9 protein-coding genes and 1 riboswitch are annotated in these 16,273 nt (G+C 52.2%); of the genes, 1 reads left to right on the plus strand and 8 read right to left on the minus strand.

Annotation, left to right across the window (positions count from 1 at the left end):
- Position 1: 1 nt before the first annotated feature.
- From BROSI_RS07320 to BROSI_RS07350, 7 genes are all read right to left on the minus strand, one after another.
- The gene (locus BROSI_RS07320; RefSeq protein ID WP_052563091.1) at positions 2–1,003 is read right to left on the minus strand and encodes an MBL fold metallo-hydrolase RNA specificity domain-containing protein; all 1,002 of its coding nucleotides are present in this window, start codon (positions 1,001–1,003) and stop codon (positions 2–4) included.
- A 226-nt stretch (positions 1,004–1,229) separates the two neighbouring features.
- Positions 1,230–1,436, minus strand: coding sequence for a hypothetical protein (locus tag BROSI_RS20185; protein WP_052563092.1), 207 nt, complete (start codon positions 1,434–1,436; stop codon positions 1,230–1,232).
- Positions 1,436–3,802, minus strand: a complete 2,367-nt coding sequence (locus tag BROSI_RS07330) for a phosphoketolase family protein (RefSeq protein WP_052563093.1) — start codon at positions 3,800–3,802, stop codon at positions 1,436–1,438. Before BROSI_RS07330 ends, BROSI_RS20185 begins: the two co-directional genes overlap by 1 nt.
- 779 nt (positions 3,803–4,581) lie before the next feature.
- Positions 4,582–5,532 (minus strand): class II fructose-1,6-bisphosphate aldolase, encoded by a 951-nt coding sequence (gene fba / locus BROSI_RS07335; protein ID WP_052563094.1) that lies wholly within the window; start codon positions 5,530–5,532, stop codon positions 4,582–4,584.
- Positions 5,533–5,770: 238 nt separating this feature from the next.
- Complete coding sequence (gene pgi / locus BROSI_RS07340; protein WP_052563095.1) at positions 5,771–7,408, minus strand: glucose-6-phosphate isomerase; 1,638 nt, start codon at positions 7,406–7,408, stop codon at positions 5,771–5,773.
- Between the two features lie 88 nt (positions 7,409–7,496).
- On the minus strand, positions 7,497–9,995 hold the full coding sequence (locus tag BROSI_RS07345) for a glycogen/starch/alpha-glucan phosphorylase (protein ID WP_420886070.1): 2,499 nt from the start codon (positions 9,993–9,995) through the stop codon (positions 7,497–7,499).
- A 344-nt stretch (positions 9,996–10,339) separates the two neighbouring features.
- Positions 10,340–10,939 carry a histidine phosphatase family protein gene (locus BROSI_RS07350; protein WP_052563097.1) on the minus strand — a complete coding sequence of 200 codons (600 nt, stop codon included), beginning with the start codon at positions 10,937–10,939 and terminating at the stop codon, positions 10,340–10,342.
- A 141-nt stretch (positions 10,940–11,080) separates the two neighbouring features.
- Positions 11,081–11,198, minus strand: a riboswitch (cyclic di-GMP riboswitch).
- Positions 11,199–11,442: 244 nt separating this feature from the next.
- Here BROSI_RS07350 and glgX point away from each other — a divergent pair.
- A complete protein-coding gene (gene glgX, locus BROSI_RS07355) occupies positions 11,443–13,518 on the plus strand; it encodes a glycogen debranching protein GlgX (protein ID WP_052563098.1) in 2,076 nt (691 codons plus the stop codon).
- Positions 13,519–13,569: 51 nt separating this feature from the next.
- Here the strand turns inward: glgX and BROSI_RS20765 are convergent, their stop codons facing one another.
- Positions 13,570–15,867, minus strand: coding sequence for an acetate/propionate family kinase (locus tag BROSI_RS20765; protein ID WP_082059098.1), 2,298 nt, complete (start codon positions 15,865–15,867; stop codon positions 13,570–13,572).
- Positions 15,868–16,273 lie beyond the last annotated feature (406 nt).

A 16,273-nucleotide genomic window follows, 5' to 3' on the forward strand; every position in this document is an offset into this window, starting at 1 on the left:
CTCAAATTTCAATCATATCGCCCAGATTGGGGCACACTGGCCGCAAGCCATGCTGTGAACAGATAAGCTCTGAAAATATTTTGCGTACCCGGTTTTCACCATGGGTGATTATCACGCGGGGCCGTGAAGGCACAACGACAGAGAACCATTTCAGCAGATCGCCTTGTCCGGCATGGGCGCTGAATCCTCCCATAGTGTGGATCGATGCGCGTACGGCTACTTCTTCGCCAAAGATCGAGACCGATTCCTTGCCATCCACGAGTTGTCGCCCAAGGGTTCCGGGCGATTGATATCCAACGATCAGGACGGCCGTCTCCGGACGGTGCAGATTGTGCCGCAGATGGTGCATGATCCGCCCGCCGGTGCACATGCCGCTGCCGGCCATGATCATGCACGGACCTTTCACATCATTGAGCGCCTTGGAATCTTCGGTGGTGGGACAGTACTTCGCGTTCTGGAGATTCTCGCGCAGATCGCCGGATTTGGCCATGGTCTGAGCCTCCTGGTCAAACAGTTCGTTATGTTTGCCGTAAATTTTCGTCGCCTCGATCGCCAGCGGGCTGTCGAGATAAATCGGAAATCGCGGCAGCGTTTTGTTGCGGAATGCCCCTGCCAGGAGATAGAGCAGTAATTGTGTCCGTCCAACGGCAAATATGGGAACGAGAATTTTGGCCTTCTCTTCAATCGCTTTTGCGATTATTTTTCGTACCTCGATAGCAGTCTCGTGCAGTGACCGGTGATTCCGATCCCCATAGGTGGACTCCATGATAACCGCGTCGGCGCGTTCAAAGGGAACGGGATCGTTCAGCAGGGGTGCCCCGCGTGGCCCCAGGTCACCGGAGAAGACCACGATCGTCTTTTTACCGTCTTCATCCACGGTCAGCTCGACACTGGCAGAACCAATCACGTGCCCGGCATCGACTAGACGCGCCTGAATACCCGGAGCGACTTGAATCGGCTGATTATAGGCAATCGCCTTGATCAAAGGCTTCAGACGAAGCACATCTTCCTCCGTCTACAGCGGCTCGAGCGGTTCTTGACCGGAGCGCACTCTTTTCCGGTTCTCACGTGATAGGCAGAACCGGTTACGTCACCCATTGCGCCATGGAAATAGATTTTCATTGGTTTTCCTCTTTTATCATTGCTGCTTGCCGTTAGATGTATGGCCTGTGCCCGTATTTCGCTATACAACTATTATGGAACAATTTAGTTTTCAAAAAAACCTTCTGTTATTTATACCATTGTCTTGTAGGGGCAGGTTTCAAACCTGCCCCTACTACTTTTCTCATGCCCATGCCATCATTTGGACATGCTAAATGCAGTTCTGAAGCACTCCACGAGCATTCATTGCTCGCTATCGCTTCCGCTGGGCTGTTTCCTGTAGTGCGGTTCCTTACCTGCACGATTGATAGCCCACAACCTGCGGATGCGGACATTAATACGGCCAGGTCCAGTTGGCGATCTCCGGCCGGTCCGTGCCGTGCTCGTGCGCGTATCGCAGGTTATCAATAATGGCATTCTTCATTTGCTCCTTCAAATGTGCGGCCTTCGTGCGCAACTTCGGCACCCGATCAATTATGTCGATGACCAGATGGAAACGCGAGGTTTCATTCAGCATCGCCAGTTCGAGCGGAGTATTGATGTTGCCCTTTTCCTTGTAACCACGCACGTGCAGGTTATCATGTCCCTTGAAACGGTACGAGAGCTTATGGATGAGCCACGGATAGCCGTGGAAGTTAAAAATGATGGGCTTGTCTGTGGTGAACAGGCTGTCGAATTCTCGATCCGTTGATCCGTGTGGGTGCTCAGATGCCGGCTGCAGCTTGAATAGATCCACCACATTGACGAAGCGCAGCTTCAGATCAGGCGCCTTCTCGCGCAAGATAGCGGCTGCGGCTAACGCCTCCATAGTGGCAACGTCGCCGCAGGAAGCTAAAATTACATCCGGCTCTTCGCCCGCATCCGTGCTTGCCCTCGCCCAAATGCCGAGGCCCTTGGCACAGTGAACGATTGCCTCATCTATGGTAGTAAACTGCAGATGCTTCTGCTTATCGGCAACGATGACGTTTATATAGTTGGTGCTGCGCAGGCAGTGATCGGCGACGGCTAAGAGCGTATTGGCGTCGGGCGGCAGATAGATACGCGTGACCGATGGGCTCTTGTTGGTAACAAGGTCAATGAATCCAGGGTCCTGATGAGAAAAACCGTTGTGGTCCTGACGCCAGACCGTGGACGACAGCAAAATATTCTCTGAAGCGACCGAGGCCCGCCACGGCACGTGGTTTTTGCAGATGTCCAGCCATTTGGCGTGCTGGTTGAACATGGAATCGATGACGTGGGCAAAGGCTTCATAGGTATGAAAAAACCCGTGGCGCCCTGTAAGCAGATATCCTTCCAGCCAGCCAATGAGTGTATGCTCGGAAAGCATCTCCATAACGCGGCCATCACGAGCGAGCTCGCCGCCGTCAGCATCCTCCGGCAACATATCTGCCATCCAGGTCTTCTTGCTCACCTCGTAGATAGCCTGGAGCCGGTTAGATGCGGTCTCGTCCGGGCCAAATACACGGAAGCTCGTCATGTTGTTTTTCATCACGTCGCGCAGATACTCGCCGAGGGGTTTGGTGTTCTCGTATTGCACTGTACCGCGGGAAGACACTTCTACAGCGTATTTGCGAAAATCGGGAAGCTTGAGTTCCTTGCGCAGGAGCCCGCCGTTGGCATGAGGGTTAGCGCTCATGCGCTGATTCCCCCTCGGCGCCAGAGCCTTGAGTTCTGGCACGAGCTTGCCGCCCGCATCGAACAGTTCCTCGGGCTTGTAGCTGCGCATCCAGTCTTCCAGAAGCTTTGCATTCGCCGGATTGTCGCGCACGTCGGCAAAGGGCACCTGATGCGAACGCCAGAAGCCCTCCACCTTATGTCCTTTGATCTCCTTCGGTCCGGTCCAGCCCTTGGGGGAACGCAACACGATCATGGGCCAGCGAGGACGGAAGGGGTTATTCGATTCCCTTGCCTTTTTCTGCTGGGCACGGATCTCGCCGATGGTCTCTTCCAGCGTGGCGGCCATCTTCTTATGCATCTCCACAGGGTCGCTTCCTTCCACAAAATAGGGCTTATAGCCATAGCCGACAAACAACGCCTCCAGCTCCTGGTGGCTGATTCGTGCAAGGATTGTTGGGTTGGCGATCTTGTATCCATTGAGGTTCAGGATCGGCAGCACAGCGCCGTCGCGCACCGGATTGATGAACTTGTTGGAATGCCACGCTGTAGCAAGAGGTCCGGTTTCCGCCTCGCCGTCACCCACCACGCAGGCGACGATGAGATCCGGGTTGTCGAGCGCCATGCCGTAGGCATGCGAGAGACTGTAGCCAAGTTCTCCGCCCTCGTGGATGGAGCCAGGAGTTTCCGGAGTGACGTGGCTTCCAATATGGCCGGGGAAGGAGAACTGCTTAAAGAACTTCTGCATCCCTTCCGCATCTTCGCTCTTGTCCGGATATATCTCTGAGTAAGTGCCTTCAAGATATGCCGGCCCCAGCACTCCGGGCGCACCGTGGCCAGGCCCGGCCACGAAAATCACGTTGAGGTCATGCTTGACGATCATCCGGTTAAGATGTACCCAAACAAAAGATAGCGCAGGACTCGCGCCCCAGTGACCGAGCAGCCGGTGCTTCACATGCTCTGGCTTCAAGGGCTCCCTGAGCAGCGGGTTGTCCTTGAGATAGATCATGCCTACGGAAAGGTAATTACACGCCCGCCAATAGGCGTTCATCAGTTCCAGCTCTTTATTCGTTAATGGATTTTCCATTGCACCCTCCTATCGTTTTTCTTGAGTGTCTGCGAGGCTTGAAAAGTTTTGCGAATAGCTATATTCCAGCTATTCCATTTAAGTCCCCCTTAACAAAGGGGGATTCAGGGGGGGTTGTGTTTTTTCCCGGAATTTTTACAACCCCCTGCCCCCTTTTCTAAGGGGGAGGTATTGCAACTTACTGCGTTCCTGGTTTTTACAAAAATTGGGTAACTATTAAGCGTACTTTTAGACACCATCACTACGAGTGAACAGAATATTGATTATGTAATCCCGAAGGGATGTCATTATTATAGCATATCGTTATGCAATTATGGTTAACCCCGTAGGGGTGACATGGTATCATTATTTTCGCACTATTTCACCCCCACGGGGTTGAACATTGTGGTGTGTTTTTTTCTATAATCATGCCATCCCTTCGGGATTTTCCCGTCTGCCTGTTTTTCCTGTTGTACGGGCGTATTGCCATACGCCCCTACATCTCTGAGAAAACATTCTCTGTCAGGCATTAGGCGGGGGATAAACCACCCGCGCCACGTCTCTTGTTTTGTGTGGATTACACTTAAATGTACGGTTTTTCAAAGAGCTAAATTGTTACAGAATCAAGGATTAACACCAACCCCTTGTTCTGCTGCAGACGCCGCGCCGTTGCATCTGTACTTGTCCCCCGCTGTCGGGGGTTAGGGGGTGGACAGGACTGCTTCACTTGTTTCCACTGAAAATCGGTACAAATTTTCTCGCTGATCTCTCATCTCAAAATCCTGTCTTGGGTTTTGAGTTTAACAGCACTCGGCGGCTTTTCCTGCACAACCCAAAACAGTGAGTTTATGCTTTACCATGCCCGCAATAGCCTCCCTGGCAGGACCAAGATACTTGCGAGGGTCGAACTCACCGGGTTTTTCGGCAAAAACCTTCCGTATGCTGGCAGTCATCGCCATACGCAGGTCTGTATCGATATTGACCTTACAGACCGCCATTTTTGCCACCCTGGAGATAGCGCTCTCAGGCACACCCATCGCATCAGGCATCTTGCCACCGTACTTGTTGATCAATTCCTTGAACTCAGGCAGAACACTGCTTGCCCCGTGCATTACCAGCGGGAAACCGGGAAGCTTTTTGCCGACAGCCTCAATTACGTCAAAAGCGAGTTTCGGTTCGGTTTTGAACTTGTACGCGCCGTGACTTGTGCCGCAGGCAATGGCAAGCGAATCGCAACCGGTCTTTTCAACAAATTCGACAACCTGGTTCGGGTCGGTCAGATGCTTTAATACATCATCAGCGCTTATGCCGACAACATGCTCCTCGATACCGCCGAGCTGGCCTAATTCGGCCTCAACGACCACTCCTCGGGCATGGGCATATTCAACGACTTTTTTGGTAAGCCTGACATTCTCTGCAAAAGGAAAATGGGATGCGTCGATCATGACGGAAGTATAACCATCATCAACACACTGCTTGCACAGTTCAAAGGTGTCGCCGTGGTCAAGGTGCATGCAGACAGGAATATCAGGATTTTCCTTCACAGCGATATCAATAATAGCCCTCAGATAACTTATGCTTGCGTATTCACGGGCCCCCTTTGAAATCTGAAGAATAACAGGCGCCTTTTCTTCCCTAACAGCCGCTATGATGCCCTGAATAATCTCCATGTTATTGACATTGAACGCGCCAATGGCGTAGCCATTCTTGTAAGCCATCTGAAACATTTTCTTTGATGAAACAAGCGCCATAGAAACTCCTTTCCTTTAATTAGGCCTTCGGCAACTTAATTTAAAGAGAACATCGAACCGCAGAACAAGGAATATCGAATAGTGAAGTAAAAATACTTCATCATTCAACATTCCTTGTTCGATATTCGATATTCGGCGTACTGCTTTTCACTGGAGAACGAAGAAGCTCTTCGCTCTGCAACAACTTTGAAATTCCTATACATTTAAGTATGCAAACATTCCACCTTTCCGCTACCGGTCAAGACTTGTTCCTGCGATAGCGACGTATCAGGTTGTTTGTCGAACTGTCATGGGCAAGCTCAGGCTCACTTTTACTCTCAAGTTCAGGGATGATGCGCTGCGCCAGCACCTTGCCCAGTTCGACACCCCACTGGTCGAACGAGTCAATCTGCCAGATAACACCTTGGGTGAAGACACAATGCTCATAGAGGGCAACGAGTTTGCCGAGTATTTCTGGCGTGAGCCGATCCGCAAAGATTATGTTCGACGGCCGGTTACCTTCAAAAACCCGATGCGGCACAAGCCAGTTTGGTGTTCCTTCGGCCTTTACCTGTTCCGCCGTCTTGCCGAAGGCCAGCGCCTCGGCCTGAGCAAAAACATTCGCTATCAGCATATCATGGTGCCGGCCAAGAGGGTTGAGCGATGTACCGAATGCTATGAAATCACAGGGAATGAATCGTGTACCCTGATGAATCAGCTGATAGAAAGAGTGCTGGCCGTTGGTGCCCGGTTCGCCCCAGTAGACCGGGCTGGTCTGATAGTCAACCTGAATTCCATCAAGGGTAATATATTTGCCATTACTCTCCATGGTCAACTGCTGAAGATATGCCGGAAAACGTTTGAGGTACTGTTCGTAGGGTAAAACTGCAATAGTATGGGCATCAAAAAAACCGGTATACCAGATGGTCAGCAAAGCCATAAGAACAGGCAGGTTTCGTTCAAACGGAGTAATACGAAAATGCTCATCCATCTGATGGAATCCACTCAGCATTGCGCTGAAGTTGTCCGGACCGATGGCAAGCATCGTCGAAAGGCCGATCGCAGAATCCATAGAATACCGCCCGCCGACCCAATCCCAGAATCCGAACATATTAGCGGTATCAATGCCAAACTTTGCCACTTCAGTCTCGTTCGTCGAAACAGCGACAAAGTGCTTTGCTATGGACTTTTCATCTCCACTAAGCCCTTTCAGCAACCACGCACGGGCGGTGCGGGCATTCGTCATTGTCTCTAATGTGGTGAATGTTTTTGAAGAGACGATAAAAAGAGTCTGTGCAGGGTCGAGGTCTTGAACTGCTTCTGCGAAATCAGTGCCGTCGATGTTGGAAACGAACCGGAACGTCATGCGCCGGTCGCTGTAATGCTTAAGCGCCTCGTAAGCCATTACCGGCCCAAGGTCAGAGCCCCCGATGCCGATATTGATGATATTGCGTATGGATTTCCCCGTATGGCCTTTCCACGCACCTTGCCGGACGCGGTTGGAAAAGTCAGCCATCTTGTCGAGGACAGCATGAACTTGTGGTACCACATTTTTGCCATCCACGAGAATAGACGTCCCTCGTAGGGCCCGCAGTGCCACATGCAAAACAGCCCGGTTCTCTGTGATGTTTATCTTCTCACCACGAAACATGGCGTCAATTTGCTCGCGCAGGCCAGATTCCCCAGCCAATTGAACAAGGAGTTTGAGCGTTTCATCGCTAATGCGATTTTTCGAGTAATCCAGGTAGATGCCTGCTGCCTCGGCGGTCATACGCTCGCCGCGTTTTGGGTCATCGGCGAAAAGCGTGCGAAGATGCAGCGATTGAACTTTTTTGTAGTGGGTGTTAAGTGCGTTCCATGCCGCACGTTTGCTGAGCGGCTTAATGTGTGTTGTCATATTCATTCCCTGTTTGCTTTTTCTGTTTTATTTCAACGGGGTTCCCCGCAAATTGTTCACAATCTGCTGACTTCATTTTGCTTTTGACTTACTGTACCGGGCATGGCTTTGCTTTCCAGATATCGGCAGCATACTCTGCAATCGTGCGGTCACTTGAAAATTTTCCTGAACCAGCCACATTCAGAATGGCCTTGCGTGCCCATCCATGCTGATCTGCATACAAATCGCATAGCCGCTGATCTGCCTCAAGATAGGACCTGAGGTCCGCCAAATGCATATAATAGTCACCTCGGTTCAAAAGGGTATCGCGCAGCGGCGCAAAAACACCCGGCTCATATCGGCTGAAATGGTCAGAAAAAATCAAGTCCAGTGCCTCGCGTGTCTCTGCGTCGTTATCATAGTGCCAGTGCGGATTGTACCAGCTGCGGCTGTCAGCTACCTGCTGAGCAGTCAGTCCAAACAGGAAAAAGTTTTCCTCGCCCGCTTCCTCTGCCATTTCGATAGTCGCGCCGTCGCGAGTACCGATTGTCAGCGCACCGTTCATCATAAACTTCATGTTGCTCGTGCCGCTGGCTTCATAGCCTGCTGTAGAAATTTGGTTAGAAACGTCACTGGCAGGTATGAGTCGCTCCGCGAGTGAAACGCAATAATCCGGCAGGAACAGGACTTTGAGCCGGCCGCGCATCGCAGGGTCGCCATCAATGGTGCTGGCAAGGTTGTTAATGAATTTGATAATGACCTTTGCCAGGCGGTAGGCAGGCGCCGCTTTGCCAGCGAAGAAAAACGTTCGCGGTTCCATGTCCACACCAGGATTTGTGCGCAGCCTGTTGTAAAGGACCACGATGCGCAGCGCATTGAGCAATTGCCGTTTGTATTCGTGGATACGCTTGACCTGGCAATCAAAGATGCTGTCCGGATCCACCGTCTGACCGCTGGTCGATTTGAGCCAGTCGGCAAACTGCGCCTTGGCTGCACGTTTGGCCTTGAGGAATGTTTCACGAAAACCTTTGTCGTCGGCAAGCGGTTTGAGCTTGCCCACTTGAGCAAAATCCGTGGTCCAGCCGTCACCGATAGACTTGGTAATCGTATTTGCCAGCATCGGATTAGCCAGCAGTAGCCACCGACGCGGCGTAACGCCGTTGGTTTTGTTATTGAAACGCTCCGGAAACATTTCGGCAAAATCCTTAACCGTCATCGTGCGCAAAAGCCCGGAGTGAATCGCGGCCACGCCATTGGTGCTATGTGAGCCGACTATGGCCAGATTGGCCATACGAATTTTGCGTACGGTACCTTCCTCGACAATGCTCATACGGGCAACACGCCCCTCATCGCCTGCAAATTGAGCGCGAACATCATCAAGCAGGCGGCGATTTATTTCAAGAATGATTTCCAACAGGCGCGGAAGCATCTTTTCAAACCACACGAGCGGCCATTTTTCAAGGGCTTCCGGCAACAGCGTGTGGTTCGTATACGCCAAAGTCTTTTGTGTGATATTCCACGCCTGGTCCCAACCGAGATGCGCTTCATCAAGCAGAATGCGCATCAGCTCAGGTACCGCCATCGACGGATGCGTATCGTTAAGCTGTATGGCAACCTTCTCAGGAAGTGTATTCCAATCGGTATTGCTGCTCTGGAATCGGCGCACAAGATCGGCCAGCGAGCAGGCAACAAGAAAATACTCCTGTATAAAGCGCAAACCCTGTCCCATACTGGTGGTGTCGTCGGGATACAGTACCCGTGTGAGCGATTCGGCCGTCAGCGTCTCAGCAAAAGCGCCGACAAAGTCGCCGCTGCTAAATCGCTGAAAATTAAAATAATCCGGGGCGGCAGCAACCCAGAGCCGAAGCGTATTGATCGTCTTGCCGCCATGACCAACTACGGGGCGGTCAAACGGGATACCGAGCAGACTGGCAGGCTGACCGGCAATCACACGCAGCGAACCGCCGTGTATCTCGAATGAGCAGTTCAGCCTGACCTCAACCATATCCTGCAGCCGGGCGACTTCCCATGGGTCGGGCCGGCGAAGCCAGTTGTCCGGCTGTTCGTACTGCCAGCCATCCCTGATGGACTGCTTGAAGATGCCATACTCATAACGAAGGCCGTAGCCCATGGCCGGCAGCTGCATCGTGGCCATCGAATCCAGAAAGCACGCCGCCAGGCGTCCAAGACCTCCGTTCCCCAGGCCTGCATCAGGTTCCTGTTCGAGTAAACCGGGTAAATCAATATGCTTCTGCCCGGCCGCTTGTTTGGCAAGATCATCGAGCAGAAGATTCGTAATATTGTTGGCCAGAGAACGGCCAATGAGAAACTCCATGGAAAGATAATAAATGCGCTTCGGATTCGCACGATGATACGTATCCTCTGTGCGTATCCATCGCTGCGAAAGGACATCCCGCACCGAACGGGCAAAGGCCTCAAATTGCTCCCGTGCGCCGGCCACTTTCAAATCGGTAACGTTGTCAAAAATGAGGTGCCGTTCGTATAATCCGTTATCCGTCCCGGCAAACTGCACCGGCCCACACCCATATTGTTTGAGGAGTTCCGATTCAGTGACCTTGCCTGCTGACACCCTTGTGGATGCTGCCATACTTTTTGTACTCATCTCAATATCCTTTCTGACGTTATACTCAAGGTGATCATAGAACGTGCATGTTAAGATTGATTACCAGGTGGCACGGACAAATTTCGTTTGTCCGTGCTGAAGCTGCACGATATTGTTGGCGAATTATTCATGTTAAAACTTGGATAGACAATATAAGTCAAACCGTTGCGAGTGCAAAGTATAAAGCAGTATTACAAAACACGGACAAGCATAGCTTGTCCGTGCCACCGGTCGGTTAGATTATGGTGGCTATCAAATCTATAAATCATAAATTGCGAGCATCTTGAGTATACCTTTTTTTACCCCTGGGGTACCTGCAACCGGATCTATCATGTACCGATGTGATGATCATCATTCCACAGCCGTATCACCGGATGTGAAAGATCATGTTTATAACCCAGTGCACTCAGGCTCGCGGTGCTTAGCATGAAATACGAACAGGAAACCGATGGCTCAAGTCCGAGCCATCGGACCGTAAGGACTCTGATAAAATGTCCGCTCGAAAAAATCAGCACATTCCCATTAACCTTGCGCACCCTGCCGATTACTCGGTCAGCCCGCGCTACGGCCTGAGCCGGTAATTCTCCTCCGGGACAGCCATCACGGAAGAGCTGCCAATCCGGGTGTTGGGCATGTATCTCGCTGGAGAGGTGGCCTTCATATTCGCCATAGTTCCATTCAACAAGGTCATGATCGACCTCCGCTACAGCCCCAAAACCGGCCAGTTCACAAGTCCGCACAGCTCGCTGCAGCGGACTGGTAAATACCTTGGCAAAAGCTATACCTTTCAGGCGTTCCCTAAGCCGGCGCGCATTCCGCTCGCCGCGCTCGGTCAGCGGCAAATCAGTAAGACCGGTATACTTCCCCGTCAGACTCCAGGCCGTTTCACCATGTCTCGCAAGATAAATGACCGGAAGCTCTTCGCTCATGATTTCATATCTCCTTCATCCTAACCCGAACGAGTCGGAAAAGACAAAATCCGAAGCACGAAATTCGTGAGTCAACTCAACCCTGTCAGGGTTAAAATAAACAAAAAAAGCCTTACTGCAAAGATATTTATTTCGAATATCTTCGGCAGTAAGGCTGTCTTTTAGAAAAAACCGCTTAAGCCGTTGAAACTGTTTCAACGGCTTGGCAAGACCCTTTACTTTGCGCCCCCTGATTGCTCAGGGTTTACCTTTATCGGGACATTTTGAATTTTGTGTGCCCATGTTGGCAACTTTGATCATTACTATCATTAATAGATAATCTCTGTCAAGCAAAAAATAACAATACAAAAATATATTCTCAAACAAATAATGCGCCAAAGAGTGTTTGCAATCATTATTGAAAATTGTATAATCAAGAAAATTGCCATTATGAGGCTTTTCCTCATTATGTTTGAGGAAGATGGGTACTCAATAGCCATGGCGTACCGGAGAAAGGAAAACACATGTCTCACATTAACACAAAGGGTCGAAGCTCACCACTCGGCGCAACCGTTTACGAAGACGGCGTTAACTTCAGCGTTTTTTCCCGTAATGCTACAGGTGTAGAACTGTTGTTCTTTGACCACGAGGACAACGACAAGCCGGTACGCAGTATTCAAATTGATCCCTGGGCCGGCCGAACCTATCATTACTGGCATGTCTTTGTGTCAGGCGTACAAGCCGGACAACTTTACGGTTATCGGGTACGCGGACCGCATGAACCTGCCAGGGGGATGAGATTCGATCCATCCAAAGTCCTTCTCGATCCCTATGGCCGCGGTGTTGCTGTTCCCAGGAATTACAGTCGAGAAGCCGCCAGCAAAGCGGGTGACAACGCCGCTGTGGCGATGAAAAGCGTAGTGGTCGATACCCACAAGTATAATTGGGAAGGCGACACGTCGATTAAACGGCCGTCATCACGCATGATCATTTACGAGATGCATGTGCGGGGTTTTACCCGCCATCCCAGTTCAGGGGTTTCCGAAAAGGCACGTGGCACTTACGCCGGCCTGATTGAGAAGATTCCGTATCTTCAGGAACTCGGTGTTACTGCGGTCGAATTACTCCCTGTTTTCCAGTTCGATGCACAGGATTGCCCGCCGGGACTTGTCAACTACTGGGGCTATGCGCCGGTATCTTTCTTTTCCCCGCATCAGGCGTACAGCTCGCGGCAGGATCCGCTTGGTCCGACAGATGAATTCCGTGATATGGTCAAGGCACTGCATCGGGCAGACATTGAGGTTATTCTCGATGTCGTGTTCAATCATACCGCCGAAGGCGGCCAGTCCGGGCCAACGCTGAGTTTCCGCGGATTGGACAACAGCATGTACTACATCCTCGAACAGGATTGTTCCCGTTACGCCAACTACAGCGGAACGGGAAACACCCTCAACGCTAATCATCCTGTCGTGCGCCGCATGATTGTGGATAGTCTCCGCTACTGGGTCGAAGAGATGCATGTAGACGGTTTCCGCTTTGACCTTGCATCGATCCTCGCACGCGACGTGTCAGGGCACCTGATGCCAAACCCGCCGGTGCTCTGGGATATTGAGTCGGATCCGGTTCTTGCAGGCACAAAGATCATCGCCGAGGCATGGGATGCTGCCGGCCTGTATCAGGTGGGCAGTTTCGTTGGAGACAGTTGGAAAGAGTGGAATGGACGATTTCGCGATGATGCTCGCAGCTTCTTCCGCGGCCAGGATGGTTCAGTAACACGCTTTGCCGACAGGCTCATGGGTAGTCCCCAGATATATGGTCATGAGAATCGCGAGGTAGAACAAAGTGTCAACTTTGTGACCTGTCACGATGGTTTTACGCTCAACGACCTTGTCTCCTATAACAGCAAACACAATGAAGCTAACAGGGAAGGCAACCGTGACGGTTCGGATGACAATCTGAGCTGGAACTGCGGCGTAGAGGGACCGACGGATGATCCGGCGGTGGAAAAACTGCGAAACCGCCAGGTAAAAAACTTTTTGACTGTCACGATGCTGTCGCTCGGTGTTCCCATGATTCTGATGGGCGATGAAGTGCGGCGTACCCAGCATGGCAATAATAACGCCTATTGCTTAGACAACGAGATCAGTTGGTTCGACTGGACGCTGGTCACAAAACATGCCGATCTGCACCGGTTTGTGAAATTACTTATTGCGCGGAGGCGACTGAGGGAGGTGGAGCACGAATATCAGCGCGTAACCCTGAACCAGTTGCTCCGTGATGCCAATAAAGCATGGCATGGTACAAAACTTGGTCAGCCGGACTGGGGGGATCATTCGCATAGCATAGCATTCACTGCGGAGATAAAAACACAAAGGCTGCTCTTCCACATGATCATGAACGCATACCGGGAGCCGCTCGACTTCGAATTGCCGCCGGTAGAGAACAGGGGGAAAAATTCCTGGCGTAGGTGGATCGACACTGCCCTCGATTCCCCAAATGACATCATCGGATGGCAAACATCGCCTCCGGTTCAAAATCTTTCCTATCAGGCCGCGCCACACTCTGTGGTCGTACTGTGGAGAAATACATCCAACGATTAACCCTGTCAGGGTTAACTCACGGATTTGTGCTTTTCACGATGCTCCCTTACTTCATTGGCTCTGAATTTCCGCTATGAATCCCCGCGCGCCGGTCTGGATGTTTGAAGCATTTCCTTCATCGGTGTCAATGTGCATTGCCAGCCGGTAATCCGGCGAAACTCGCACCAGTACATCGCCGAACTCCAACTCACGGTCGCCGGCCACGCGCACGCTCACGACCGACTTGTCGCGTACACCGTAGCGGAGCGCATCGTCGGGTGTCATGTGGATGTGTCGCCAGGCGTAGATGACTCCCCGCTCCAGTTTCACACTGCCGGCCGTGCCTTCGAGCGTGCAGCCAGGCGTATCCTTGATGTCGCCGCTTTCACGAATTGGTGGATGAACGCCGAGCTTGAACTGTTCGGTCATCGCAATTTCGACCTGCGTGAATTTGCGGACCGGACCGAGCACGCGGACCCGTTCGATGCGGCCCTTCGGTCCGACGAGCGTGACTTGCTCTTTGCAGGCAAACTGACCGGGCTGCGAAAGGTCGGTGTGCGGTGTGAGCTGATGTCCCTTGCCGAACAGTGCCTCGGCATGTTCCTGTGTGAGATGAATGTGATGGGCCGACACCTCGATCATGATCGGTTCCTGCCGCCTTGTTTTGAGCACACCCGTGATGTATGACCGGCTCAACGCCCGCAACGCCTCGCGCGCCATCATCCGTTCTTCATCAGTCGGCACAACCAGCACCGTAACCTTCGAGTCCTGTGTCGAGACGCGGCATACTTCATCGAACCCGCGCGCGTCACGGTTGAGTTGTTCATCGAGACGGATGCCCATGCAATCCAACCCCTGTAAGGCAAGCGCGCGCACCATGGCACTGCCTTGTCCGACACCTCCGGTAAAGACCACAGCATCCAGTCCACCCATGGCGGCGACGTACGCGCCGATGTATTTGCGGACACGATAGCAATAGGTCTTCAGCGCCACCAACGCGCGAGATTCTCCAGCCTCGGCGGCCTTGAGAATTTCGCGCATGTCGCTGGAAATACCAGACAGTCCAAGCAGGCCGCTCTTCTTGTTGATCAGTTCATCAACCTGCGGGACGGTAAGGCCCGCTGTTCGTTCGAGGAAGGTGATCACGCCCGCATCCACATCTCCGCAGCGCGTCCCCATAATCAGCCCCTCAACCGGCGTGAACCCCATCGTAGTGTCTACTGAACGTCCATGGTCCACGGCACACAACGACGAACCATTGCCAAGATGACAGCTTACAATTTCGAGTTCGTTTGGTCTCCGCCCGAGGAACTGCGCCGCACGGAGGCAGACGTACGAGTGCGACATGCCGTGAAAACCGTACCGGCGTACGCCCTGCTTCTCGTAGAACTCGTATGGCAGCCCGTACAGATACGCATACGACGGCAACGTGTGATGAAAGGCGGTGTCGAACACCGCCACGTGCGGCACGGCCGGTAACAGCCGGCGCATCTCTCGGATGCCGGCGATATTGACAGGATTGTGCAGCGGTGCAAGCGGACTCAGTGCATCGAGCTGCGAGAGCACGTCGTCCGTGATCAGCGTTGCTTCAGTGAATCGCTCACCCCCGTGCACCACACGATGCGCGACGACGCTGACTTCGGGTTCTCCCCGCAACGCTTCCACCATCGCCGCCATCGCCTCGGCAAATCCGGACTTGGGCAACTCGCGCGTGACTTCACCCTTTAACCCGCGATGAACATGGCGCGTGCCGTCCAGCCCGATCCGCTCGACCTGGCCACGCACTTGCCGAGCGTCATCTTCGGTGTCGTAGTAAGTGTATTTCAGTGAAGATGAACCGCAGTTGACCACGAGAATATGCTCCGGCCGTTCGCTCCTGAGCTTAAAACCATAGGGATCATCGCTTTGCCGAAGCGCCGCGGCCGCTTTCTCCGGGTCGGCCACCAGCATCTTGAACCGTTCGGAAATTGTCCGTGAAATGTGTTGCACTACCTGCGGTTCGGCAACGATGATCGATTGAAACACCGAGACCGGTATGAGCAACACATCGCACCGCGTTGCGGCAATGAGTTCGGTCAGCGTCTTCTCGCCCGTCATCAACGCCAGTTCGCCGAATGTGCTGCCCGCTTCGAGCCGCCCCAATTCTAACCGTATGCCACCGCCGGCAATTACCGACGCCGTTACCGTACCGGCCAGGATCACGCCGAAGTGCGTAGCTTCCGCGCCGTAATGCACGATGGCCTCGTTCTGTTCGAACGACACGACACGCGAGCTGCTCACGAGTTTGTCCAACAGTTCCTCTGTAAATCCGGCAAACAATGGGATGCCGGATTTGAGATGCCGGATTATTTCGGATTTGGCTCTGCTCATGACTATGTTTGTCTGTTTGTTTCGGTAACCGCAGTAATCTTGCCGGGTGCGAGCACTTACCCGGACGTGGTGGTTGCAAGCAAATGCATCATGCGAGGGATCAGGGATCACTCATGCCCGGATGATAGGAAATTGCTTTTCACTTTGAGGCGATAGTAAAACAAAATGAAGAAGTTTGCAAGTTTTTTTAATTTCTTCAGCAAGAATTGAAAAAATGGCAAGACCATTCCTGTATCCTGGATAGGGAAATAAGGAAGGGTTTCATTTGGCGCAATACTACAGGACCATCATAACCTGGCCAATCATCAGCGAAGAATTCCTGGTGCGGCTACGCCGCAACCAAAGCTTTAAAACCGTCCCCCAATGGTGTATACTTGATTTTTATAAAGTGAAATTCTCATAAGAT

Origin of the sequence: Candidatus Brocadia sinica JPN1 (assembly GCF_000949635.1) — a bacterium.
GTDB lineage: Bacteria > Planctomycetota > Brocadiia > Brocadiales > Brocadiaceae > Brocadia > Brocadia sinica.

Excerpts from the sequence above, each read along its gene's own strand:
- BROSI_RS20185 (WP_052563092.1), bottom strand. The coding sequence starts at position 1,436 with ATGTCCGCATCCGCAGGTTGTGGGCTATCAATCGTGCAGGTAAGGAAC.
- BROSI_RS07330 (WP_052563093.1), bottom strand. The coding sequence starts at position 3,802 with ATGGAAAATCCATTAACGAATAAAGAGCTGGAACTGATGAACGCCTAT.
- fba (WP_052563094.1), bottom strand. The coding sequence starts at position 5,532 with ATGGCGCTTGTTTCATCAAAGAAAATGTTTCAGATGGCTTACAAGAAT.
- pgi (WP_052563095.1), bottom strand. The coding sequence starts at position 7,408 with ATGACAACACACATTAAGCCGCTCAGCAAACGTGCGGCATGGAACGCA.
- BROSI_RS07345 (WP_420886070.1), bottom strand. The coding sequence starts at position 9,995 with ATGGCAGCATCCACAAGGGTGTCAGCAGGCAAGGTCACTGAATCGGAA.
- BROSI_RS07350 (WP_052563097.1), bottom strand. The coding sequence starts at position 10,939 with ATGAGCGAAGAGCTTCCGGTCATTTATCTTGCGAGACATGGTGAAACG.
- glgX (WP_052563098.1), top strand. The coding sequence starts at position 11,443 with ATGTCTCACATTAACACAAAGGGTCGAAGCTCACCACTCGGCGCAACC.
- BROSI_RS20765 (WP_082059098.1), bottom strand. The coding sequence starts at position 15,867 with ATGAGCAGAGCCAAATCCGAAATAATCCGGCATCTCAAATCCGGCATC.